Origin of the sequence: Pseudomonas sp. NFACC13-1 (assembly GCF_900104425.1) — a bacterium.
In the GTDB taxonomy this organism is placed as follows: Bacteria; Pseudomonadota; Gammaproteobacteria; order Pseudomonadales; family Pseudomonadaceae; genus Aquipseudomonas; species Aquipseudomonas fluorescens_AA.
In genome coordinates, this window is record NZ_FMXV01000003.1 from 330,294 (window position 1) to 353,741 (window position 23,448).

The 23,448-nt window shown below is 62.2% G+C and carries 21 protein-coding genes; 8 read left to right on the plus strand and 13 right to left on the minus strand.

The window, feature by feature from the left end; genetic code table 11:
• Positions 1-106: 106 nt before the first annotated feature.
• From BLQ55_RS06180 to BLQ55_RS06200, 5 genes are all read right to left on the minus strand, one after another.
• Positions 107-1,921: an ABC transporter ATP-binding protein gene (locus tag BLQ55_RS06180; protein WP_371128520.1), complete on the minus strand. Its 1,815-nt coding sequence runs from the start codon at positions 1,919-1,921 to the stop codon at positions 107-109.
• A gap of 4 nt (positions 1,922-1,925) precedes the next feature.
• Positions 1,926-2,528, minus strand: a complete 603-nt coding sequence (locus BLQ55_RS06185; protein WP_170847552.1) for a DsbA family protein — start codon at positions 2,526-2,528, stop codon at positions 1,926-1,928.
• A 36-nt stretch (positions 2,529-2,564) separates the two neighbouring features.
• On the minus strand, positions 2,565-3,506 hold the full coding sequence (locus BLQ55_RS06190) for an oxygen-dependent tRNA uridine(34) hydroxylase TrhO (protein ID WP_072408456.1): 942 nt from the start codon (positions 3,504-3,506) through the stop codon (positions 2,565-2,567).
• Positions 3,507-3,808: 302 nt separating this feature from the next.
• Entirely contained in the window at positions 3,809-4,108 is a 300-nt protein-coding gene (locus BLQ55_RS06195) for a BolA family protein (protein WP_060738604.1), read from the minus strand.
• Positions 4,109-4,120: 12 nt separating this feature from the next.
• On the minus strand, positions 4,121-4,639 hold the full coding sequence (locus tag BLQ55_RS06200; RefSeq protein WP_060738605.1) for a DUF2059 domain-containing protein: 519 nt from the start codon (positions 4,637-4,639) through the stop codon (positions 4,121-4,123).
• A gap of 202 nt (positions 4,640-4,841) precedes the next feature.
• Between BLQ55_RS06200 and BLQ55_RS06205 the strand changes: the two genes are divergently transcribed.
• Positions 4,842-6,236 carry a class II fumarate hydratase gene (locus tag BLQ55_RS06205; RefSeq protein ID WP_092167491.1) on the plus strand — a complete coding sequence of 465 codons (1,395 nt, stop codon included), beginning with the start codon at positions 4,842-4,844 and terminating at the stop codon, positions 6,234-6,236.
• A 185-nt stretch (positions 6,237-6,421) separates the two neighbouring features.
• Here the strand turns inward: BLQ55_RS06205 and BLQ55_RS06210 are convergent, their stop codons facing one another.
• A complete protein-coding gene (locus BLQ55_RS06210; protein WP_041475797.1) occupies positions 6,422-7,384 on the minus strand; it encodes a DMT family transporter in 963 nt (320 codons plus the stop codon).
• A gap of 191 nt (positions 7,385-7,575) precedes the next feature.
• Here BLQ55_RS06210 and BLQ55_RS06215 point away from each other — a divergent pair, with 191 nt between their 5' ends.
• Complete coding sequence (locus tag BLQ55_RS06215; protein WP_060738608.1) at positions 7,576-7,773, plus strand: DUF6316 family protein; 198 nt, start codon at positions 7,576-7,578, stop codon at positions 7,771-7,773.
• A gap of 160 nt (positions 7,774-7,933) precedes the next feature.
• Here the strand turns inward: BLQ55_RS06215 and BLQ55_RS06220 are convergent, their stop codons facing one another.
• Both BLQ55_RS06220 and pap read right to left on the minus strand, forming a co-directional pair.
• Positions 7,934-9,118: a thiolase family protein gene (locus BLQ55_RS06220; RefSeq protein WP_092252958.1), complete on the minus strand. Its 1,185-nt coding sequence runs from the start codon at positions 9,116-9,118 to the stop codon at positions 7,934-7,936.
• A 103-nt stretch (positions 9,119-9,221) separates the two neighbouring features.
• Positions 9,222-10,736: a polyphosphate:AMP phosphotransferase gene (gene pap, locus BLQ55_RS06225; protein ID WP_092252960.1), complete on the minus strand. Its 1,515-nt coding sequence runs from the start codon at positions 10,734-10,736 to the stop codon at positions 9,222-9,224.
• Between the two features lie 241 nt (positions 10,737-10,977).
• Between pap and mnmC the strand changes: the two genes are divergently transcribed.
• The 5 genes from mnmC (at position 10,978) to BLQ55_RS06250 (ending at position 18,565) form a co-directional block, all read left to right on the plus strand.
• Positions 10,978-12,960: a bifunctional tRNA (5-methylaminomethyl-2-thiouridine)(34)-methyltransferase MnmC2/FAD-dependent 5-carboxymethylaminomethyl-2-thiouridine(34) oxidoreductase MnmC1 gene (gene mnmC / locus BLQ55_RS06230; RefSeq protein ID WP_092252962.1), complete on the plus strand. Its 1,983-nt coding sequence runs from the start codon at positions 10,978-10,980 to the stop codon at positions 12,958-12,960.
• A 271-nt stretch (positions 12,961-13,231) separates the two neighbouring features.
• Positions 13,232-15,004 carry an N-acetylglutaminylglutamine amidotransferase gene (locus BLQ55_RS06235; protein WP_092197735.1) on the plus strand — a complete coding sequence of 591 codons (1,773 nt, stop codon included), beginning with the start codon at positions 13,232-13,234 and terminating at the stop codon, positions 15,002-15,004.
• Between the two features lie 3 nt (positions 15,005-15,007).
• Complete coding sequence (ngg, locus tag BLQ55_RS06240) at positions 15,008-16,753, plus strand: N-acetylglutaminylglutamine synthetase (RefSeq protein WP_092252964.1); 1,746 nt, start codon at positions 15,008-15,010, stop codon at positions 16,751-16,753.
• A gap of 201 nt (positions 16,754-16,954) precedes the next feature.
• Positions 16,955-18,145: an osmoprotectant NAGGN system M42 family peptidase gene (locus BLQ55_RS06245; protein WP_092252966.1), complete on the plus strand. Its 1,191-nt coding sequence runs from the start codon at positions 16,955-16,957 to the stop codon at positions 18,143-18,145.
• Between the two features lie 192 nt (positions 18,146-18,337).
• Positions 18,338-18,565 (plus strand): YheU family protein, encoded by a 228-nt coding sequence (locus tag BLQ55_RS06250; protein ID WP_003199186.1) that lies wholly within the window; start codon positions 18,338-18,340, stop codon positions 18,563-18,565.
• Here BLQ55_RS06250 and csrA read toward each other — a convergent pair.
• The 3 genes from csrA to BLQ55_RS06265 all read right to left on the minus strand — a co-directional run bounded on the left by csrA (position 18,554) and on the right by BLQ55_RS06265 (position 20,111).
• Positions 18,554-18,754, minus strand: a complete 201-nt coding sequence (gene csrA / locus BLQ55_RS06255; RefSeq protein WP_060738615.1) for a carbon storage regulator CsrA — start codon at positions 18,752-18,754, stop codon at positions 18,554-18,556. The genes BLQ55_RS06250 and csrA overlap by 12 nt on opposite strands.
• Before the next feature lie 151 nt (positions 18,755-18,905).
• Entirely contained in the window at positions 18,906-19,238 is a 333-nt protein-coding gene (locus BLQ55_RS06260; RefSeq protein ID WP_092197797.1) for a YnfA family protein, read from the minus strand.
• Positions 19,239-19,295: 57 nt separating this feature from the next.
• Positions 19,296-20,111 carry an SDR family oxidoreductase gene (locus tag BLQ55_RS06265; RefSeq protein ID WP_092197741.1) on the minus strand — a complete coding sequence of 272 codons (816 nt, stop codon included), beginning with the start codon at positions 20,109-20,111 and terminating at the stop codon, positions 19,296-19,298.
• A 229-nt stretch (positions 20,112-20,340) separates the two neighbouring features.
• On the opposite strand from BLQ55_RS06265, the gene BLQ55_RS06270 reads away from it, so the two are divergent.
• Positions 20,341-20,493, plus strand: coding sequence for a DUF3309 family protein (locus BLQ55_RS06270; protein WP_003183939.1), 153 nt, complete (start codon positions 20,341-20,343; stop codon positions 20,491-20,493).
• A 63-nt stretch (positions 20,494-20,556) separates the two neighbouring features.
• Here BLQ55_RS06270 and BLQ55_RS06275 read toward each other — a convergent pair whose 3' ends face one another.
• Both BLQ55_RS06275 and BLQ55_RS06280 read right to left on the minus strand, forming a co-directional pair.
• Positions 20,557-22,650, minus strand: coding sequence for an LTA synthase family protein (locus tag BLQ55_RS06275; protein ID WP_092252968.1), 2,094 nt, complete (start codon positions 22,648-22,650; stop codon positions 20,557-20,559).
• Positions 22,651-23,026: 376 nt separating this feature from the next.
• Positions 23,027-23,434 carry a hypothetical protein gene (locus tag BLQ55_RS06280; RefSeq protein WP_060738618.1) on the minus strand — a complete coding sequence of 136 codons (408 nt, stop codon included), beginning with the start codon at positions 23,432-23,434 and terminating at the stop codon, positions 23,027-23,029.
• Positions 23,435-23,448 lie beyond the last annotated feature (14 nt).

The following is a 23,448-nucleotide window of genomic DNA, read 5'->3' on the forward strand; positions in this document are numbered from 1 at the left end:
TTCGCCCCATAGAATGGATGGATGAAGAGATCTTTGCGTGGAATTTGGAAGAATCGGCGTGTTTGCCTGTTTTTTCCGATACTAAGCACAGAAAACGGCGGGAAACTCAAGGCTGTTGTATCTGTTGCAAATGACCGTAGAGTCGAGCGTAGAGACCCCCGTCGGCAATCAACTGCAAATGGTCGCCGTCTTCGGCGACTTGCCCACCGTCGAACACCAATACCCGATCGGCCTGCTTCACCGCCGAAAGCCGGTGGGCGATGATCAATGTGGTGCGCGCGCTCAAAAAACGCGCCAGCGCCTGGTGAAGGTTGTACTCGGTGGCCGCGTCCAATGCCGAAGTGGCTTCGTCGAGAATCACCACCCGCGGGTCGGCCAGTACCATGCGGGCGATGGCCAGCCGTTGGCGCTGTCCGCCCGACAGCCGAACCCCGGAACGCCCTACCACGCTTTCCAGGCCCTGGGGCAACGCCCGTACCGTGGCGTCGAGCTGGGCGATTTCCAATGCCCGCCAGCAGTCGTCGTCGCTGCATTCACGCCCCATGGCAAGGTTGGCCCGTACCGTGTCGTTGAACAGCGCCGGATGTTGCAACACCACTGCGACATTCTCCCGAATGGTTTCCAGGCCGATCTCCTGCTGCGTGGCGCCGCCAAAACGAATGCTGCCCGACTGTGGCGTGTACAGCCCCAGCAGCAACTGCACCAAGGTGCTCTTGCCGCCGCCACTGGCCCCGACGATGGCGACTTTCTCGCCCGGCGAAATGGACAGGTTCAACTGGTCGAGCACCAGCTCCTCGCCGTAACCGAAACTCAACCCCTGGATTTCGATGCCCACGGTGTCACGGCCCTTGAACGGATCGACGCCCCCCGTGTACTGGGGCTCGTCGGCCCGGGCCAGCAGTTCGTTGATCCGGTTCAAGGCGCCGCCGGCCGCGTAATAGGCGTATTGCAGGTTCAACAGTTGCTCGACCGGGCCGATCATGAACCAGAGGTAGCTGAACACCGCCAGCATCTGGCCGATGGACAGGTCGGAAAACACCACGGTGAGCATGGCCGCCGCGCGAAAAATATCGATGCCGAACTGGAACAGCAAACCACTGGCGCGGTTCGAGGCATCGGTTTTCCACTGCGAATTCACGGCGTAATCGCGGACCTCCTTGGCACGCATCCCCAATCGGCCAAGGAAATACCCCTGGCGGTTGCCGGCGCGCACTTCCTGGATGGCATCCAGGGTTTCGGTCAAGGCCTGGGTGAAGCGCGAGGTGCTGTCGTTCTCCAGCTTCTTGAGGTGTTTGACCCGCTTGCCCAGTTGCACTGTGGCGTAGATCACCAGCGGGTTGAACAGCAGGATCAGCAGCGCCAGCTTCCAGTGCATCCACACCAGGATCCCGGCGGTGCCCACCAGGGTCAGCATCGCCACCAGGAAACGGCTGAGGGTCTCGCCGATGAATTTGTCGAGGGTGTCCAGGTCGGTGACCAGGTGGGCCGCCACAGTGCCGCTGCCCAGGCTTTCGTACTCGCCCAGGGAGATTCGCTTGAGGCGTTCGATCAAGCGGATGCGAATGCGATAGACAATGTCCTTGGCCAGCCTGGCGAACAGGCGCGCCTGCACCACGTTGAACAGCAAGGCGCCACAGCGCAGGGTCAGGGTCGCCAGCAACATCAGCCCGATGTAGCCGGCTGCGCTCTGCCAGGCCGTGGGTAAGGCATGGTTCATGACTTTCAGGGCCGCATCGCCGTGGCCCAGCAGGACCTCGTCCACCAGCAGCGGCAACAGCAACGGAATCGGCACGCTGCACAGCGTCGCCAGCACGGCCACGCCGTTGGCGATCCACAGGGCTTTTTTATGTTTGAGGGCCAGGCGACGGATCTCCGCCCAGCTCAACCGGTCGATGCGCTGCGAGGTCGATGGGGCTGACAGCCGCTCAGGCACAGGTCGCGCGCTCCAGCCAGCGGCCAAGCAAGGGCGACAACTGGCTCAGGGGCTGGTAACCGTTGGTCAGCAAGGCCAACTGGCCGTCACGCTCGGCCAGTAGCGTGGGAAACCCGGCAATGCCCAAATCCTGGACCCAGGTGAAATCCGCCGCGGTGGCCGCGTGCTGGTCGGCGCGGTCGAAGGCCGCGGCGAATTCGATGCGTGGCAACCCCGCCTGCTCGGCCAGTTCCACCAGGACGCTGGCGTGGGTAACGTCACGGCCTTGTACATAAAAAGCCTGTTGGATCAGCTTCACCAGCGTCCAGGCCAGGTCCGGGGCCAGGCTGCGGGCCGTCACCACTGCCCGGCAGGCGGGCTCGGTGTCGTAGACGAAACCATCCGGCAACGCGCCTTCAAACTTGAAGGGCTGGCCAGTGGCCTGGGTCACGGCCTGCCAGTGCTCGAGAATGTAGCGCCGGGTGGTCGGCTCCAGCGCCGAACCGCTGCCGGTGCGCAAACCGCCCACCACCAGGTGCAACTCCACACCTGCGGCGTGCGCCTGCTCGACCAACGCCTCGGCCACCGGCGCAAAGCCCCAGCACCAGGAACACATCGGGTCCATCACATAGAGCAGGCGTGACGTCATGGCTCAAGCCTCGGAAGATGTTTGCTTGTAGTTGTAGCCGATCGGGTGCGGCATGTTGCGCGCCTTGGCCAACTCGATCTGTTTCTGCCGGTCGATGGCGCTGCGACGGGTTTTCTCGCTCAGCTTATCCCAGCAATGCGGGCAACTGATGCCAGGCACATAGTGCTCCGAAGCGCGGTCTTCCACGCTCACCGGAGTACGACAAGCATGACATTGATCGTAGTCCCCTTCGCTGAGGTCGTGGCGAACGGTCACGCGGTTATCGAACACGAAGCAGTCGCCGCGCCACTTGGTTTCCTCCTGAGGGACCTCTTCGAGGTATTTCAGGATGCCGCCCTTGAGGTGATAGACCTCGTCGAACCCCTGGCCAAGCATGTAGCTGGAGGCTTTTTCACAGCGAATGCCACCGGTGCAGAACATCGCGACTTTCTTGTGCCTGGCCGGGTCGAAGTGGGCCTTGATGTACTCGGGGAACTCGCGAAAGCTGGTGGTCTTGGGGTCGATGGCGCCTTCGAAGGTGCCGATGGACACTTCATAATCGTTGCGAGTGTCGATCAGCAGCACTTCCGGATCGCTGATCAGCGCATTCCAGTCCCGCGGTTCGACGTAGGTGCCGACTTGCTTGTTCGGGTCCACGCCTTCGACGCCAAGGGTGACGATTTCTTTCTTGAGCTTGACCTTGGTGCGGTAGAACGGCTGCTCATCGCAATACGACTCTTTATGGTCGATGTCGATCATGCGCGGATCGTTCTTGAGCCAGGCCAGCAGGCCGTCGATGCCTTCGCGGGTGCCGGAGACCGTGCCGTTGATGCCTTCCTCGGCGATCAGCAACGTACCTTTGATGCCGTTGTCGAGCATGGCCTTGAGCAAGGGCTCACGCAGCTCGACGTAATCTTCCAGGGTGACGAACTTATACAGTGCCGCCACGACAATGGGTTGTGTCATGGGTGTTTCTCCAGGTGGCTACCCTCGTAAAGGGTGAACCGGATACGAAAAAAAACGCGCCGGATGAGCGGCGCGTTGCGGATTCTAGCAAAAACAATATGGCTTTAGGAGCGAAGTGCCCTGCAGGCAAGTGGAGCGAAGCGCTTATCGTGGCGAGGGAGCTTACCGCCGGCTGCTCTGTAGGAGCTGGCGAAGCCTGCGATCTTTTAATCTTTCGCTTGAGATTCAAGTGCAAGGAGAAAGATCGCAGCCTCGTTGCACTCGACAGCACCTACAGCCCCAATGGGAGCAAGCCCTATCGATCAGTGCTTGCTACCACCGGCACAGGTCGGCGAAGCCGGGGCCGCGTCGATCCGGGCCCATTCCTCGGGTGTGTAGGTGTGCAGCGCCAACGCATGGAATTCGCCCATCAGCTCGCCCAGCGTGCCATAGACCTTCTGGTGACGCTTGACGCGATTGAGCCCTTCGAACTGCTGGCTGACCACCACGGCCTTGAAGTGGGTCTGCAGGCCACGGCTGTGCATGTGGCTTTCATCCAGCACTTGCAAATGCTCGGGCTGCAACAGCCCGAGCGTTGATTCGATGCGTTGTTGCATGCTCATACCGGGCTCCGCTTACGGCTTTTTCTTGGCTGGAGCGGCTTTTGGCTCGAGTTCGGCCGTCATGTCGGCCAGCAGCTTGTTGACCACCGGCACCGCGCTTTCCAGCTTGGCCTGGGTCAGTTGGGCCGATTGCTGGGTCAACTGTGGCATTTTTTCCAGGACTTTCTTGCCCAGTGGCGACTGGTAGAAGGCGACCAGGTCCTTGAGCTCCGATTCGTTGAAGTTGCTGGTGTAGAGCTTGACCATGTCCGGCTTGAGCTTGTTCCAGCCGATGGCTTGGTCCAGCGCGGCATTGGCCTTGGCCTGGTAGGTTTCCAGGGTGGCTTTTTTCGACTCAGGGGCCTTGGTCTGTTCAAAGCGCTGGGCGAACATCTGCTGCACTTGCATGTACACCGGAGTGCCCAGTTTGTCAGCGTGCGCCAGGGTCAGGAACGCTTCGGCGCTGGCGTTGTGGCTGGCGGTATCGGCGAAAACAGGGCCGCTGGCACACACCAGAGCAACTGCGGTACAGATGGCACGAAGACGGGTCATCGAGTTTCCTTTCATTACAGGCGAGGTAAAACCCCAAGGGCGACCATTCTGCGCCTAAAAAACGCCGGGGCTCAACCCCGATGGTTGTCGGGTCCGATTGACGGGCCGAAGCCACCGTTGCTGGATTGAGGGATGATTGAGGGAACCGGAGCCGCCCATCTAGGCCTAAACTGCGCATTCAGCCCTTAAGGAGTTTGACCCGATGAGCCGTATCGAAACCGACAGCCTTGGCCAGGTTGAAGTCCCGGACGACGCCTACTGGGGCGCGCAGACGCAGCGTTCCATGATCAACTTCGCCATTGGCAACGAACGCATGCCGCTGTCGGTGTTGCACGCCCTGGCGCTGATCAAGAAGGCCGCCGCACGAGTCAATGATCGCAATGGCGACCTGCCTGCCGACATCGCCCGCCTGATCGAACAGGCCGCCGACGAAGTGTTGGCCGGCCAGCACGACGATCAGTTCCCACTGGTGGTCTGGCAGACCGGCAGCGGGACCCAGAGCAACATGAACGTCAACGAAGTGATCGCCGGACGCGCCAACGAACTGGCCGGCAACCCCCGCGGCGGCAAGAGCCCGGTGCACCCCAACGACCATGTCAACCGTTCGCAGAGCTCCAACGACTGCTTCCCCACCGCGATGCACATCGCCGCCGCCCAGGCCGTGCATCAGCAATTGTTGCCGGCCATCGGCGAGCTGTCCGGCGGTCTCGCGGAGCTGGCCGCGCGCCACATGAAGCTGGTCAAGACCGGCCGTACCCACATGATGGATGCCACGCCGATCACCTTTGGCCAGGAGCTGTCGGCGTTCATTGCACAGCTCGATTACGCCGAACGGGCGATTCGCGCCGCGCTACCGGCGGTCTGCGAACTGGCCCAGGGCGGCACGGCAGTGGGCACCGGGCTCAATTCACCCCATGGGTTCGGCGAAGCGATTGCCGCTGAACTGGCGGCGCTGTCGGGCCTGCCGTTCGTCACCGCACCCAACAAGTTTGCCGCGTTGGCCGGCCATGAACCCCTGACCTCGTTGTCCGGCGCGCTGAAAACCCTCGCCGTGACCCTGATGAAAATCGCCAACGACCTGCGCCTGCTGGGCTCCGGGCCACGGGCCGGGTTCGCCGAGGTGAAACTGCCGGCCAACGAACCAGGCAGTTCCATCATGCCAGGCAAGGTCAACCCGACCCAGTGCGAAGCCTTGTCGATGCTGGCCTGCCAGGTCATGGGCAACGACGTGACCATCGGTTTCGCCGCCAGCCAGGGGCATTTGCAGTTGAACGTGTTCAAGCCGGTGATCATCCATAACCTGCTGCAATCGATTCGCCTGTTGGCCGACGGCTGCAGCAACTTCCAGCAGCACTGCATCGCCGGGCTCGAGCCGGACGCCGAGCAGATGGCCGCGCACCTGGAACGAGGGTTGATGCTGGTGACCGCGCTGAACCCACACATCGGCTACGACAAGTCAGCGGAAATCGCCAAGAAAGCCTACGGTGAAGGGCTGACCTTGCGCGAGGCGGCGTTGCAGCTGGGGTACCTGACCGATGAAGAGTTCGATGCCTGGGTGAGGCCGGAGAATATGCTGGAAGCGGGTAGCCAGGGCTGAGTTTTGCCTTGATCGATAGTGCGCTATCGCGAGCAAGCTCGCTCCCACAGGGACAGCGTGGACCGCGATAGGACATCCACTGAAGATCCACTGTGGGAGCGAGCTTGCTCGCGATGAGGCCGGCAGGCTCGACATCACTGTTGCCTCACAAGCCGTTATCGCGAGCAGGCTCGCTCCCACAGGGGCTAACGCCCGACAGCCAAGCGCTCGCGCCGGGCCCTGAGCCCGGCGATCAGCGAGGGCCCCAGGGCAACCAGCGCCGACCCCAGGACCACCAGCACCGCCCCGCCATAGCCCAACAGATTGATCTGCTCGGCATGGACATAATCAGGCCACCACCAGGCCGCCATCGCCACCGCGGCGAAGGTCACCAGCGGCGTGATCGCCAGGGTCGCGCTGACCCGCGACGCTTCCCAATGGGCCAGGGCTTCGGCAAACGCGCCATAGGCAATCAGTGTGTTGAGGCAGCAAGCGAGCAACAACCAACCTTGCAACGGGCTCAATTGCAGCGCCTCCAACGGATGCACCCAGGGTGTGAGCAGCAACGCGCAGAACAGGTAGATCACCATCATCACCTGCAACGAGTTCCACACCGTCAACAATTGCTTCTGGCCCAGGGCATAGAACGTCCAGACCGTCGACGCCAGCAACACCATCAGCACCCCGGCGGTGTAGTCGCTCAGGGACGTCAGCAGCTCGCCCAGGCGCTGGTTGAAAAACAGCGTGAAACCGATCAGCAGCACCAGCAGGCCGATGCCCTGCCCCACGCTGAACCGCTCCTTGAACACGAACAGGCTGGCGACCAGCAACATGATCGGCCCCATCTGCACCACCAGTTGCGCGGTGCCGGGGCTCAAGCGATTCAGGCCCATCAGGTACAGCACGTAGTTGCCCACCAGCCCGAGCACCGCCATCGCCACCAGCCAGCCGCCGCGAGGGCCGAGCACCTTGCGACTGGGCAGGCGCCGGGTGGCCGCCAGATAGATGAACAGCAAACCGCCGGACACCAGCAAGCGAAACCAGGTCACGGTGACCGGGTCCATCACTTGCAGCACTTGCTTGAGCTTGATCGGCAGGATTCCCCAGAGCAGGGCAGTCAACAGGGCAAGGAACAAGCCGTAGACCCAGCGACCGGACGATATGTGCATGCAACCCTCGAAGCCCAGGACAAAGAACGCCCATTCTAGGCATCTATCGCCCAGCAACACAGGAACAGTTGTGGATTAATTGAACCGGGTACGGATATGGCACATGGCCGCCTATCGGCTCGCCAAGCAGCCGTCAACGCCAGCCCCTAAACTTCACTCAACCTGATCCGCCGCCTCTTTTGGAGCCCCTCATGCTCGGCAAACGCGCCCAGGACCTCGCCCCTGCGATGGTCTTTCCCAGTGATCGGATTTGCCGGATAAACGGCGAATTTTACTTCAACACCCGGGAAGGCACCCAGGAAGGGCCGTTCGCCAGTCGCGAGGATGCGTTGCGGGAGGTAGAGGCGTATGTACAGCGAATGCTGCAACTGACGCAGGTCGCCAGCTAGCGCACCGCGCTCTTGCTCCCACTGGGCTCTGTAGGAGCTGGCGAAGCCTGCGATCTTTTGCTCTTTTACTTGAGATTCAAGCGGCTGGGGAAAGATCGCAGCCTCGTTGCACTCGACAGCTCCTACGCAGTCCAGTCGCCACAAAAGCGCTGTGCAATGCTTATCTCACCGCCTCGAACAACCCCGTAGCCCCCATCCCGCCGCCCACGCACATGGTCACGATGCCGTAACGCAGGTTGCGCCGTTGCAGCTCACGCACCAGATGCCCCACCTGCCGCGAACCGGTCATGCCGAATGGATGGCCGATGGAGATCGAACCGCCATTGACGTTGTATTTCTGCGGATCGATTTCCAGCCGGTCGCGGCTGTACAGGCACTGGGATGCAAACGCCTCGTTGAGTTCCCACAGGTCGATATCGGCGATCCGCAAGCCCTTGGCCTTGAGCAGCTTGGGCACCGAAAACACCGGGCCGATACCCATTTCGTCCGGCTCGCAACCGGCCACCGTAAAGCCACGGAAAAACGCCTTGGGCTTGAGCCCCAGGGCCAGGGCTTTTTCCAGGCTCATCACCAAGGTCATCGAAGCCCCATCGGACAACTGCGAGGAGTTGCCCGCCGTCACCGAGCCGTCTTCGGCAAACACCGGCTTCAGGCCCGCGAGGCTTTCATAGGTGGTGTCGGGACGGTTGCAGTCATCACGATCGACCACGCCATCGAGGATCTGCACGGCACCCGTGTTCTTGTCCTCGATCCGGTACTTGACCGCCATCGGGATGATTTCGTCATCGAACAACCCGGCCGCCTGGGCCTTGGCGGTGCGTTGCTGGCTCTGCAAGGCGTAGCGATCCTGCTCCTCGCGGCTGACCTGGTAGCGTCGGGCGACGATTTCGGCGGTCTGGCCCATGGGAAAATAAATCCCGGGCACCTGCTCCTTGAGCAGCGGGTTGATCAGGTTGTCGGTGTTGACGCTTTTCATCGTCAGGCTGATGGACTCCACCCCGCCGGCCACGATGATGTCGCTGCAACCGGAAGCGATCTGGTTGGCGGCGATGGCAATGGCTTGCAAGCCCGAAGAACAGAAGCGGTTGAGGGTCATGCCGGCCGTGCCGATGCCCAATTGCGAGAGCACCGCCACGTTGCGCCCGATATTGTAGCCCTGGGCACCTTCATTGGAGCCGGCCCCGACGATACAGTCCTCGACACTGGCCGGGTTGATGTCGTTGCGCGCCAGCAAGGCATTGACGCAATGGGCCGCCATGTCATCCGGACGGGTCATGTTGAACTTGCCACGAAAGGACTTGGCCAGGCCGGTCCGTACGCTGTCGACGATCACCACTTCACGCATGGCTGCACCTCATTGTTGTAGTCGGTTGAGAGTGGATCGAGCATAGATCCACCGGATAACCGACCGCGACAATCATTCACCTCGCGTATGCGCACCCATCGCCCTAGCGCTTCTTCTTGCGAGCCTGTTTCGCACTGCGCTCGAAAGCCGCCTCCAGCGCCTGGTTGAGGGTGCGCAACACCTTGACCCGCGCCCAGCGCTTGTCGTTGGCCTCCACCAAGGTCCAGGGTGCAATCTCGGTGCTGGTGCGGTCGACCATGTCGCACACCGCGGCGCGGTAGTCATCCCACTTGTCGCGGTTGCGCCAGTCATCCTCGGTGATCTTGAAGCGTTTGAACGGGATGTCCTCGCGCTCCTGGAAACGTTCCAGCTGGGTTTCCTTGTCGATCGCCAGCCAGAACTTGACCACCACCACACCGGCATCGGCGAGCTGTTCCTCGAAGTCGTTGATCTCCCCGTAGGCCCGCAGCCAGTCGGCCTGGCTGCAAAACCCTTCGACCCGCTCCACCAGCACCCGGCCGTACCAGGAGCGGTCGAACATGGTGAACTTGCCGCGTGCGGGAATATGCCGCCAGAACCGCCACATGTAGGGATGGGCGCGCTCTTCTTCCGTGGGCGCGGCGATGGGCACGATGTTGTATTGGCGCGGGTCCAGGGCCGCCGTGACCCGCCGGATCGCCCCGCCCTTGCCCGCCGCGTCATTGCCTTCGAACACCGCCACCAAGGCATGCTGGCGCATGCGTTTGTCCCGCAGCAGCCCGGCGAAGCGCGCCTGCTCGGTGATCAGTTGTTCTTCGTAGTCGGCCTTGTCCAGGCGCCGGGTCATGTCCAGGCTGTCGAGCAACGTGATCTGGCCATCCAACTCGGGCAGCGGCGCCACGCTGACCTTTTGCGGCTTGATCTTCGGCCGGTCCAGGGCCTGGCGCAAGCCGTCGAGCAGGATCCGCCCGACGGTGAGGCTGCGATAACAGCTGTCCACCCCTTCGATCACATGCCACGGTGCGTAATCGCGACTGGTGCGGCGCAGCACACGCTCGCCGTATTTGACGAACTTGTCATAGGTCTGGGATTGCTGCCAATCCAGCGGGCTGATGCGCCAACTGTGCAGCGGGTCATCCTTGAGCCCCTTGAGGCGGGCCTTCATTTGTTTCTTGGACAGGTGGAACCAGAACTTGAAGATCAGCGCGCCCTCATCGCAGAGCATTTTTTCCAGGCGCTCGGCCCCGGCGATCGCCTGGTCGAGCCGTGGGTCCTTGAACTCGCCATGGACCCGGCCTTGCAGCATCTGGCTGTACCAGTTGCCGAAGAAAATCCCCATGCGCCCCTTGGCCGGCAGCATCCGCCAATAACGCCACGCGGGAGGCCGCGCCAGTTCCTCGTCGGTCTGCTGGTCGAAGGTGCGCACTTCGATCAGCCGCGGGTCCATCCATTCATTGAGCAACTTCACCGTCTCGCCCTTGCCCGCGCCTTCGATGCCGTTGATCAACACGATGACCGGAAACCGACCCTGCTGCTGCAACTCGAACTGCGCTTCCAGCAGTGCTTCACGCAGGGCCGGCACCTCGGCCTCAAAGGTGTCTTTATCGATGACGTGACCGATTTCAGCGGATTCGAACATGGACAGCTCCTTCCAGGGATTGGGGCAAGACTAGCGGATTGGATGCGGCCCGTGTAGGAGCTGTGTAGGAGCTGTGTAGGAGCTGTCGAGTGCGACGAGGCTGCGATCTTGTCCCAGTCAATTGAGTCTCAAGCGAAGATCGCAGCCTCGTTGCACTCGTCAGCTCCTACGGATGCGTATGCACAGGAGCAATCGGTAGTCGATCGGCTAGAATGGCCGCTCAGTTTCGACCGAGCCTGCCATGACGCCTGTACAGCACCACGCCCAACTCGACTGGGACGACCAGGGTCGCCCGCGTTCGCGGGTGTTCGACGACGTGTATTTCTCCGATCAGTCCGGGCTGGAAGAAACCCGTTACGTGTTTCTCGAACAGAACAACCTGGCCGAGCGCTTTGCCACGCTGCCCGCCGACGGGCGCCTGGTGATCGGCGAAACCGGCTTTGGCACCGGCTTGAATTTCCTCTGCGCCTGGCAGTTGTTCGAACAATGCGCGCCGGCCGGGGCGCGGCTGCATTTCGTCAGCGTCGAGAAATATCCATTGACTCCGCAGGACCTGTGCCGGGCCCTGGCCCTCTGGCCGCAGCTCGCCCTCCAGGCCGAGCAACTGCTTGGGCAATACGTGGCGATCCATCAGGGGTTCCAGCGCCTGGTCCTGGCCAATGGGCGGGTGACGCTGACCCTGTTGATCGGCGATGCCCTGGAGCAGTTGCCGCAACTGGACGGGCAGATCGACGCCTGGTTCCTGGACGGTTTCGCACCGGCCCGGAACCCCGAAATGTGGACCGCCGAGCTGTTCGCCGAACTGGCCCGGCTGGCCGCACCCGGCGCCACCCTCAGCACCTTCACCAGCACCGGCTGGGTCCGGCGTTTGCTGAACGCGGCGGGCTTCAAGATGAAGCGCACGCCGGGCATCGGCCATAAGTGGGAAATCCTGCGGGGCGTGTTTCTTGGCTGGCCGGAGCAGATGGCGGCGCCATCCCCGGCAAAACCCTGGTACGCCCGCCCCGTGCCCCCCACCGGCGAGCGCCGGGCCCTGGTGATCGGGGGCGGCCTGGCCGGTTGTGCCAGCGCGGCGAGCCTGGCCGCACGTGGTTGGCAGGTGACGCTGCTGGAGCGTCATGCCGGGTTGGCCGAGGAGGCCTCCGGCAACCCCCAGGGCGTGCTGTACCTCAAGTTGTCGGCCCACCGCACCGCATTGTCGCAGATGATCCTCAGCGGCTTCGGCTACACCCGACGCGTGCTGGAGCAACTGCAACGCGGCGTTGACTGGGATGCCTGCGGCGTTTTGCAGTTGGCCTTCAACAGCAAGGAAGCCGAACGCCAGGCACAACTGGCCGAGGCGTTCCCAACGGATCTACTGCGCACTCTGGATCAGTCCGAGGCCCAGGCCCGATCCGGTATCGGCCTGGCCTGTGGAGGCTTGTTTTATCCCGAGGGCGGCTGGGTGCATCCGCCAGCGTTGTGTCGCTGGCAAGCCTCGGGACCGGCGATCGATGTGCAACCCCATCATGACGTGCTGCACTTGCGCCGCGTCGATGGCCAATGGCAGGCATGGGACCGCGAACGCTGCCTGGCCAGTGCGCCGGTGGTGATCCTCGCCAGTGCTGCCGAGATCAAACGCTTCGAACCGGCTGCCGACTTGCCGCTCAAGCGCATTCGCGGGCAGATCACCCGTCTGCCGCAAACCCGCCGCAGCCAGAGCCTGGCGACGGTGGTCTGCGCCGAAGGTTATGTGGCGCCGCCGCGGCAGGGTGAACATACCCTGGGCGCCAGTTTCGACTTCAACAGCGACGACCTGACCCCCACCGCCGCCGAGCACGCCGGCAACCTGCGCATGCTCGAAGAAATCTCCCAAGACCTGGTGCAGCGCTTGAACGCCGCTACCTTGGACCCGGAGCACCTCGAAGGCCGCGTGGCGTTTCGTTGCACCAGCCCGGATTACCTGCCGATTGTCGGACCGTTGGCCGACCGCCAAGCCTTTACCGACGCCTATGCGGCCCTGGGCAAAGATGCCCGCCAAGTACCGGACGTCCCTTGCCCGTGGCTCGAGGGCCTGTACATCAACAGCGGCCACGGTTCCCGAGGCCTGATCACCGCGCCCCTGTCGGGCGAACTGATCGCCGCCTGGCTGGACAACGACCCCCTGCCACTGCCCCGCAGCGTGGCCGAGGCCTGCCACCCGAACCGGTTTGCGTTGCGGGCCTTGATTCGGGGCAAGGCTTAGCACCGACTTCTTAAGACATGTCACAACCCTTGTGGGAGCGAGCTTGCTCGCGATAGCGTTGGGTCAGTCAACTCAGAGGTCAACTGATCCTCCGCTATCGCGAGCAAGCTCGCTCCCACAAGGATCACGCGACATTCAACCCAACCCCGCCCGCCGGCTTATAACGCATCGATCTAAAACTCACAGCAATCCCTCCGGTCAGTTTCAGGGTACCTGCCCTTTTGGCAGGTGCTGCTTGACCCCTCCCCAACGGAAAAACCGGTAAGGACTTATGTGCGGATTAGCTGGAGAGTTACGTTTCGATCAACAACCTGCGGACCTTGCGGCCGTGGAGCGAATCACCCATCACCTGGCCCCTCGTGGCCCTGACGCGTGGGGTTTTCATAGCCAGGGGCCGATTGCCCTGGGCCATCGGCGCCTGAAAATCATGGACCTGTCGGACGGCTCGGCCCAGCCGATGATCGACAATCAACTGGGCCTGTCCCTGGCCTTCAACGGCGCGATCTACAACTACCCGGAACTGCGCACCGAGCTCGAAACCCTGGGCTACACCTTCTATTCCGGTGGCGACACCGAAGTGCTGCTCAAGGGCTACCACGCCTGGGGCGAAGCGCTGCTGCCCAAGCTCAACGGCATGTTCGCGTTCGCCATCTGGGAGCGCGATGCCAAGCGGCTGTTCATCGCCCGCGACCGCCTCGGCGTCAAGCCGCTGTACCTGTCGCGCACCGGCCAGCGGCTACGTTTCGCCTCGGCATTGCCGGCCCTGCTCAAGGGCGGCGACATCAACCCCATGCTCGACCCGGTGGCCCTCAACCATTACCTGAATTTCCACGCCGTGGTCCCGGCGCCCCGTACCTTGCTGGCCGGTGTTGAAAAACTGCCGCCCGCTACTTGGATGCGCATCGAAGCCGACGGCACCACCGAGCAGAAAACCTGGTGGACCCTGCCCTACGGCCCTCGGGCCGACGAACAGCACCTGAACCTGGAAGACTGGACCGACCGCGTGCTCGACAGCACCCGTGAAGCCGTCGCCATTCGCCAGCGTGCCGCCGTGGATGTCGGCGTGCTGCTGTCCGGGGGCGTCGACTCAAGCATGTTGGTGGGTCTGTTGCGGGAAGTGGGCGTGGAAGACCTGTCCACGTTCTCCATCGGTTTCCAGGATGCCGGCGGCGAGCGCGGTGACGAATTCCAATATTCGGACCTGATCGCCAAGCACTACGGCACCCGCCACCACCAACTGCGCATCGACGAAAAAGAGATCATCGAGCAACTGCCCGCGGCGTTCCGCGCCATGAGCGAGCCGATGGTCAGCCACGACTGCATCGCCTTCTACCTGCTGTCGCGGGAAGTGGCCAAGCATTGCAAAGTCGTACAAAGCGGCCAGGGCGCCGACGAGCTGTTCGCCGGTTACCACTGGTACCCGCAGGTCGATGGCGCCAGCGATCCGTACGCCGCCTATCGCGCTGCGTTCTTCGACCGCAGCTACGAAGAATATGCCGCCACCGTGCAGCCTAACTGGCTGACGGCCAATGACGCGGCCGGTGACTTCGTCAAGGAACATTTCGCCCAACCCGGGGCCGATGCCGCGGTGGACAAGGCCCTGCGCCTGGACAGCACCGTGATGCTGGTGGACGACCCGGTCAAGCGCGTCGACAACATGACCATGGCCTGGGGCCTGGAAGCGCGCACGCCGTTCCTGGACTACCGCTTGGTGGAGCTTTCGGCCCGGGTCCCGGCAAAGTTCAAGTTGCCCGATGGTGGCAAGCAGGTACTCAAGGAAGCCGCCCGACGGGTGATCCCCAGCGAGGTGATCGACCGCAAGAAAGGTTATTTCCCAGTGCCAGGCCTCAAGCATCTGGAAGGCCACACCCTGGCCTGGGTCCGCGAACTGCTGCTGGATCCGAGCCAGGATCGCGGCCTGTTCGACCCGGCCATGCTCGACCGCCTGCTCACCGACCCCAACGGCCAGCTCACGCCGTTGCGCGGTTCGCGGCTATGGCAGCTGGCGGCGCTGAACCTGTGGCTCAGCGAGCAAGGAATCTGATCGATGAAACCTCACGCAACCGTTCACAACCAACGCCTCTTGCGCGGCCAGGCGCCTTCTTACGAACGCCTGCAGGCACGCCTGGCCGAAGACGGCAGCGAATTGGGCGCCGACCCGATCGCGGTGCATTGTGGCTGGGGCCGACTGCTGATCGGCCACACCTTCCCGGACCCGGCGAGCCTGGCCCGGGAACTGCTCAACGAACAACCCGGCGAACGCGACATTGCCTTGTACGTGGCCGCACCCCAGCAGGTGCTGGGGTTGGAGCCGGCGCAACTGTTCCTCGACCCATCCGACACCTTGCGCCTGTGGTTCAGCGACTATCGCCAATCCACCCGGGTGTTTCGCGGTTTCCGGATTCGCCGGGCCCAGAGCGAGGCCGACTGGCAGGCCATCAACCAGCTCTACCAGGCCCGGGGCATGTTGCCCATCGACCCGCTGCGACTAACCCCGCGTCACGAGGGCGGCCCGGTCTACTGGCTGGCCGAAGACGACGACACCGGCACGGTGATCGGCAGCGTCATGGGCCTGAATCATCAGAAGGCCTTCAACGACCCGGAAAACGGCAGCAGCCTCTGGTGCCTGGCCGTAGACCCGCAATGTTCACGCCCTGGTGTTGGCGAAGTACTGGTGCGCCATCTCATCGAGCATTTCATGAGCCGGGGTTTGAGCTACCTCGACCTGTCGGTGCTGCATGACAATCGCCAGGCGAAAAACCTCTACGCCAAGCTCGGTTTTCGCAACCTGCCGACCTTCGCCATCAAGCGCAAGAACGGCATCAACCAGCCGTTGTTTCTCGGGCCGGGCCCCGAGGCGCAGTTCAACCCCTATGCACGGATCATCGTCGAGGAAGCCCACCGTCGCGGCATCGAAGTGCAGGTGGACGATGCCGAGGCCGGCTTGTTCACACTGGTCCACGGCAGCCGCCGGGTGCGCTGTCGCGAATCCCTGAGCGACTTGACCAGCGCCATCAGCATGACCTTGTGCCAGAACAAAAGCCTGACCCACAAGGTACTGAAAAGCGCCGGCCTGAACCTGCCGGCCCAGCAGTTGGCGGGCAACGCCGATGACAACCTGGCGTTCCTCGATGAGCACGAACGGGTGGTGGTCAAGCCGCTGGACGGGGAACAGGGCCAAGGTGTGGCGGTGGATCTGCGCACCATCGAGGAAGTGCAGAGCGCCATCGAGACGGCTCGGCAGTTCGATAGCCAGGTGTTGCTGGAAAGCTTCCACGAAGGGCTGGACCTGCGCGTCCTGGTGATCGGCTTTGAAGTGGTGGCGGCGGCGATCCGGCGTCCGGCGGAAGTGATCGGCGACGGCCGACACACCATTGGCGCCTTGATCGAAGCCCAGAGCCGTCGACGGCAGGCCGCCACGGGCGGTGAAAGCAAGATCCCGATGGATGCCGAGACCCTGCGCACACTCAACGCGGCGGGGTTCGACTACGACAGCGTGCTGCCGGCCGGGGAACACCTGTTCGTCCGGCGTACGGCGAACCTGCATACCGGCGGCGTGCTGGAGGATGTCACCGCCATCCTGCATCCGACCCTCGTCGATGCGGCGGTGCGCGCCGCCCGGGCGTTGGACATTCCCATGGTCGGCCTCGACCTGCTGGTGCCGGCGGCCGATCAACCCGAGTACGTGTTCATCGAAGCCAACGAACGCGCCGGCCTGGCCAACCACGAACCCCAGCCCACCGCCGAGCGCTTTGTGGACTTGTTGTTTCCTCATAGCCAGACGGTGGCCTAGCAGAAATGTGGTGCCTGAACAGTCCCCATCGCGAGCAAGCTCGCTCCCACATGGAATTTTTGGTGTTTATACATTCTGTGTTCACTGCGGAAACCCTGTGGGAGCGAGCTTGCTCGCGATAAGGCCAGTGCAAGCCCCCTTATCCAACAGTCGGACTCACTCATCGAAACCATCGATGCGCTCAACCCATCAGGAGTTTCCATGATCAGTAAAATTCCCGAACCGGATCTCGAATACCTGCAAAAGGTCCTGCTGGAAATGCTCGCCATTCCCAGCCCCACCGGCTTTACCGACACTATCGTGCGCTACGTCGCCGAGCGGCTCGAGGAGCTGGGTATCGCGTTCGAAATGACCCGTCGCGGCACGATCCGCGCCACGCTCAAGGGCCGCAAGAGCAGCCCCGACCGGGCCGTCTCGGCGCACCTGGATACCATCGGCGCCTCGGTGCGGGCCATCAAGGACAACGGTCGCCTGACCCTGGCCCCGGTAGGTTGCTGGTCCAGCCGGTTTGCCGAAGGCAGCCGGGTCAGCCTGTTCACCGACACCGGCGTGATTCGCGGCAGCGTGCTGCCATTGATGGCGTCCGGGCACGCGTTCAACACCGCCGTGGATGAAATGCCCATCAGTTGGGACCACATCGAATTGCGCCTGGATGCCTATTGCGCCACCCGCGCCGACTGCGAAACCCTGGGGGTGGGCATCGGCGATTATGTGGCCTTCGATCCCCTGCCGGAATTCACCGAAAGCGGCCACATCAGCGCCCGGCACCTGGACGACAAGGCCGGGGTCGCGGCGCTGCTGGCGGCGCTCAAGGCAATTGTGGACAGCGGTGAAGAACTGCTGATCGATTGTCACCCACTGTTCACCATCACCGAGGAAACCGGCAGCGGTGCCGCAGCCGCGCTGCCCTGGGACGTCAGCGAATTCGTCGGCATCGACATCGCGCCCGTCGCCCCCGGCCAGCACTCGAGCGAACATTCGGTCAGCGTGGCGATGCAGGACTCCGGAGGCCCCTACGACTATCACCTGTCGCGGCACCTGCTGAAACTGGCCAAGGAGAACGACATATCGGCCCGCCGTGACCTGTTCCGCTATTACTTCAGCGATGCTCATTCGGCCATCACCGCCGGCCACGATAGCCGTACCGCCCTGCTCGCCTTCGGCTGCGACGCCACCCATGGCTACGAACGCACCCACATCGACAGCCTGGCCGCCCTCAGCCGCCTGCTCAGCGCCTACATTCTCAGCCCACCGGTGTTTGCCAGCGACGCACAACCGGCCCAAGGCTCGCTGGACCGCTTCAGTCACCAGATCGAGCATGATGCACAGATGGAAAGCGATACCCGGGTGCCATCGGTGGATAGCCTGGTGGGGCAGCGGTCGGATAGCTGATCCAGCATTTAATTGCCTGGAATATCGCCATCGCGAGCGAGCTCGCTCCCACATTGAGTCTTCAGTGCGGCTCAGAGCCCTGTGGGAGCGAGCTTGCTCGCGATGAGGCCAGAACAGGCCCCACAAAACCCAAGGCTAGCCGCAAAAGCCCATTGGCCGTAGCATCGCCTCATTGTCTAGCCGAGGTACCCCATGCTCATCCCCCACGACCAACTCGAAGTCGACACACTCACTCGCCTGATCGAGGATTTCGTGACCCGCGACGGCACCGACAACGGTGACGACACCCCGCTGGAAACCCGGGTTCTACGGGTCCGGCAAGCGCTGACCAAAGGCCAGGCGTTGATCGTCTTCGACCCCGAAAGCGAACAGTGCCAACTGATGCTCAAGCACGACGTGCCCAAGCACCTATTCGACTGAACACGCCTTGCGGGCGGCGTGGGCCTTTTTCCTCTGGATCTTTTCGTAGATTTCGGAGCGATGGACATCGACGTGCCGTGGCGCTTCCACGCCAAAACGCACGGTGGTGCCGCTGACCGACAGCACACGGACGGAAATATCGTCACCGATGGAAATCAACTCACCCACAGCGCGGCTTAATACGAGCATGGTTCTTGTCCTTAAGAATGTCTGGACCCTGACCATGCCCGGCCTGCTTTCCGTTCTCAAGACACCGGCGAGAATTCAGTAAGGCCCTACAAGCAAAGTTCTTGCGACTGAAGGAAACTTCCTGCAAAACCCTGCTGGACCGTAGGTTATTTCAGGACGCCGAGAACCGCGGGCCGAATAGAATCACGCTCGCCCCCAGCACGCAGAGCGCCACGCCAATCCAGTCGGAACCCAGTGGCCGGACCCGCTCCACCACGGCCAGCCAGCCAATCGAGGCAACGATATAGATGCCGCCATAGGCGGCGTAGGCACGGCCGGCGTACGTCGCTTCGATGCGAGTCAGCAACAGGGCGAACAAGGTCAGGCTGAGCAGCGCCGGGGCGATCCACCAGGCGCTCTTGCCTTGGCGCAGCCACATCCAGAAGGCGTAGCAACCGGCGATTTCAAACAGCGCGGCGAGAAAAAACCATAAGTAATTGAGCATGCAGATGTCCATCAGGAAGGCCGAATGGCGCCATCCTGAGGACATCGGGCAGCCAGGTCAATTCAGGTTCTGCCGAGCCTTGGCGCGCATCTTGTCGGCCATGACGGTCATTTCGTCGTACAGCAACTGTGGGTTCTTCTGCTTGAGGGCCCACGCCATGCGTCCCTGTTCATGGGGCAGGATCATGAACTGACCCTGGGCGACTTGCTGGTAGATGTAGTCGGCAATGTCGGCGGCGCTGATCGGCGAGCTTTCCAGCAATTTGCCAACCTGGGCCTTCATGGCCGGGGTCGGACCGCGGAAGGAGTCCAGCAGATTGGTCTGGAAGAACGATGGGCACACCACGTGTACGCCGACCTCCTGCTGCGCCAGTTCAACCAACAGGCTTTCCGACAACGCCACCACACCGGCCTTGGCCACGTTGTAGTTGCTCATGGCTGGCCCCTGCATCAGGGCGGCCATGGAAGCGATGTTGATGATCTTGCCGCGGCTTTTTTCCAGCAGCGGCAGGAACGCCTTGCAGCCCTTGACCACGCCCATCAGGTTGATCGCGATCTGCCAGTCCCAATCCTCCAGGGAGAGTTCGCTGAAGAACCCACCCGAGGCGACGCCGGCATTGTTGACGATGATATCGATGCCGCCGAGCTTCTCTTCGCAAGCCTGGGCGAACGCCGTCAATTGGCTGTAGTCGCGCACATCGCAGCGCTGGATGAAGCCGTCGCCACCCGCCGCGCGCACGAGTTTGAGGGTTTCCACAAGGCCTGGTTCGCTGACATCCGATAAGGCCAGGCGCCAGCCTTCACGGGCCCAGCGCAGCGCGATTTCGCGACCCAGGCCGGAGCCGGCACCAGTGATCATCATGCGATTTTGCATAGCAAACAGCCTTGTTCCGGGAGAGATAGGCCGAGTGTAGCGAAGGCGCCTGCCGGACCCACGCTCCATCAGATTGCTGAATGGCGAGGGCAAACCGTAGCCGCTATAAAAACTTTGAATTTTTTACCAGACGTAACGGTCGGACTTAATAAGCCGCCCGGATTTAACACATGCGTGCTGGTAGTTGGAAGTTACAACACTCCAAAACTGACCAATAAGGAAATCTACAATGGGCACAATACTTATCATCATCCTGATCCTCCTGCTGATCGGTGGTCTTCCGGTCTTCCCGCACTCCAGAAGTTGGGGTTACGGTCCGTCCGGCATCATTGGTGTAGTGTTGGTGGTGCTGTTGGTCCTGCTATTACTGGGCAAGATATAAACCGCTAAGTAAGCGCAAAAAAAAGAGGCCTTTGCAGGCCTCTTTTTTTATGCTCGCCGTTTATCAGTCCGGCTTGCCGTCAACAACGCCCGCGGTGTTATCCAACAGGCTCTTGGTCGCGGTTTGCAGGAACGATTCGAGCTTGAGCTTCATCTCGGCAGTGTCCGGTGCGTCCGGGATGATTTGCGCATGAGGGTTGGCGCCCAATTCATAGCGGTACATCTTCGGCGGCATTTCCTTCTCCTTCGGCAGGACCAGGATCTTGTCGTCGCGAATGATCGCCGTCGTCTGTTCACTGCCCGACGGCTTGATCACGCCAAAACCGGTGTCGCCTTCCGGCAGGTTCAACAGGTCACGGCCCCAGCACTGGTTCCGTACCTGCCCACCGAGACGGCCCATGATGGTCGGTACGATGTCGACCTGGGTACCCACGGTATGGCTACGCTGGCCGAATTTTTCCTGGACGCCGGGGCCGATCAACAGCATCGGCACGTTGAAACGGCCCAGGTCCATTTCGGTGATCTGGCGTTCGTTGCCAAAGCCATGGTCGCCCACCACCACGAACAGGGTTTCCTTGAAGTAAGGCTCCTTGCGGGCCTTCTCGAAGAACTGGCCCAGCGCCCAGTCGGCGTAGCGCATGGCCGTCAAGTGTTCGTTCAGACTGCCACGGTCGGTGACCGGCTCGACCGGCAACGGCGTCGGCAGCGCATAAGGCGTGTGGTTGGACAGGGTTTGCAGCAAGGCATAGAACGGCTTGCCATTTTCCCGGGCCTTGAGCTCGATCAGGCCACGGTCGAACATGTCTTGGTCGGACACGCCCCAGGTGGGGTCGGAAAACACCGGGTTCACGAAGTCGTTACGCCCGATGAAGTTGGTCATGCCCTGGCTGCTGAAGAACCCCGACTGGTTGTCCCAGGCGAAATCGCCGTTGTAGACATACACATCGTCGTAGTTTCGGGCGCTGAGCAGTTGCGGCAAGCCTGACAGCTTGTGGCTGCCCTCCGGCGTCTGCATCAGGTATTCGAAACCCGGCAGGTTCGGGAAGCATGCCATGGTGGCGAACATGCCCTGGTGGGTGTGGGTGCCGTTGGAGAAGAAACGGTCGAACAGCAGGCCTTCCTTGGACAGTTTGTCCATGTAAGGCGTGATGTTGCCCGGCGCGCCGAGGGCGCCCACCGAGTGCCCGGCCATGCTTTCCATGAGGATCACGACCACGTTCTTGATCGGCAGGGTCTTGTCCGCCGGCGGCGTGTAGTCGCGGCGCACGGCGGCGGTCTCGGTGTCCACGAGTTTGTCGTCAGGCATCACCAGCATGTCACGCACGGTCTGCTGGGCCAGCGGCTGCTCGAGGGTGGCTTTCCAGATGTTGTCACGGTCTTCGGACATCCGGCTCTTGGCTGCCGCCACCAGCGACAACGTGCCATTGAGTCCAAGCTGGTTGGCGAAGTTCGAATCGGTGGTGTAGACGTCCCCCCAACGCAGCGGCGGACCTTGGCGCAGGGTGCCGCGCGCGGCGACCACGGCTACCAGCAGGCAAACCATGAACACCGCGACACGCCCATACCACGGGGCGATCTGCCGGGTGCCGATAGTACCGCCACTGAACGGCCCACGGGGACGGGTGGCGCGGTCGGCGCCCTTGAACGCCAGGGCGAGGATGACGGTGCCGCCGACCCAGGCCAGCAGGTAGCGCACCACCGGGAAACCGTACCAGAGCATGCTCATCACGGTTTTCGGGTCTTCCTTCACATATTGGAAGACCAGACCGTTGAGGCGTTGGTGGAATTCACGGTAGAAGTCCATCTCCATCAAGCCGAGGAACAGCGCGATGCTGGAGGTGACAGTCAGCCAGAAACGAAAAAAACCGCGGGCAGCCATGGCCCTTGCGCTGAACAACGCCAGCAGCAACGGGATGCAGAGGTAGACCACCAGGCGCAAGTCGAAGCGCAGGCCGTTGACGAACGCTTCAACGAAGGTCGAGGCCGGGGTGTCGAGAATCATCTCGCGGTTATAGACCAGCAGCGCCACGCGCAGCAGGCTTAGCATAACCATCATCACCAGGGCGCAAAGCAACGTGTAGGCCAGGTGCGATTTGACGGTCGGTTGCAGCAGGCGATGCGTGGTGCGCTGCTGACTCAGGGCGTCCGGGATTGCCATGTCGTTTAAGGACCCTATTGGAATTGGAGTGACAAAAGAGAAACAACGGCGCGCCCTCTGTTGGCCAAAGCCTGGCCCCGGGGCTTGCGCGAGTGCGCAAATGTTGCACGAACGGCTAGGGCATTGCCATTAAATAACCGGCGGCGATATGAGCGCGGGGGATTGTCCGCAAGATTTAGTGAAAATTTCGTTCAAAGAATATCCAGAAACACAAAAATCCCGGCCTGCCCCGGAAAGCTGTGGCGAGGGGATTTATCCCCGTTGGGTCGCGAAGCGGCCCCATCACTGTGGATTCAATCTGCCTGACATACCGAGTCATCAGGTTTCAGGGCTGCTTCGCAGCCCAGCGGGGATAAATCCCCTCGCCGCAGGGACCTTAATGAAACTGGCGCCCAAGGCCCGCCGGCACGCCTTCGATGGTGGTGTCTTCCCATGGGCCATTCGGGCTGACGGAACGGCTCCAACCGTTGTTCCAGCGGTAATAGGTACGCTGGCGATAGAACGTATTGGTCTGGTTGTCCAGCACATAGACCCCCAGCTTGGCATCCCAATGGCTGTTGCCACCCGGTGGTGGGGCGAAGCTGGCGGAAGTGCGCGGCAACGGCTTGGCCGGTTTGTTCGGGATGGCCGGCTTGCCTGGAGGCGTGGACGGGGCCGGCTTGGTGGTCGGGGTCGACGGTGGAATCGGTGGCAGCGGCGCCGAGGGCTCCGACGGACGCTGGACCGCACAAGCGCTCAAGCCCATGACGAGCGTGAGCAGGGTGATACGAGCGATGGCGGTCATGGTGCGAATTCCTG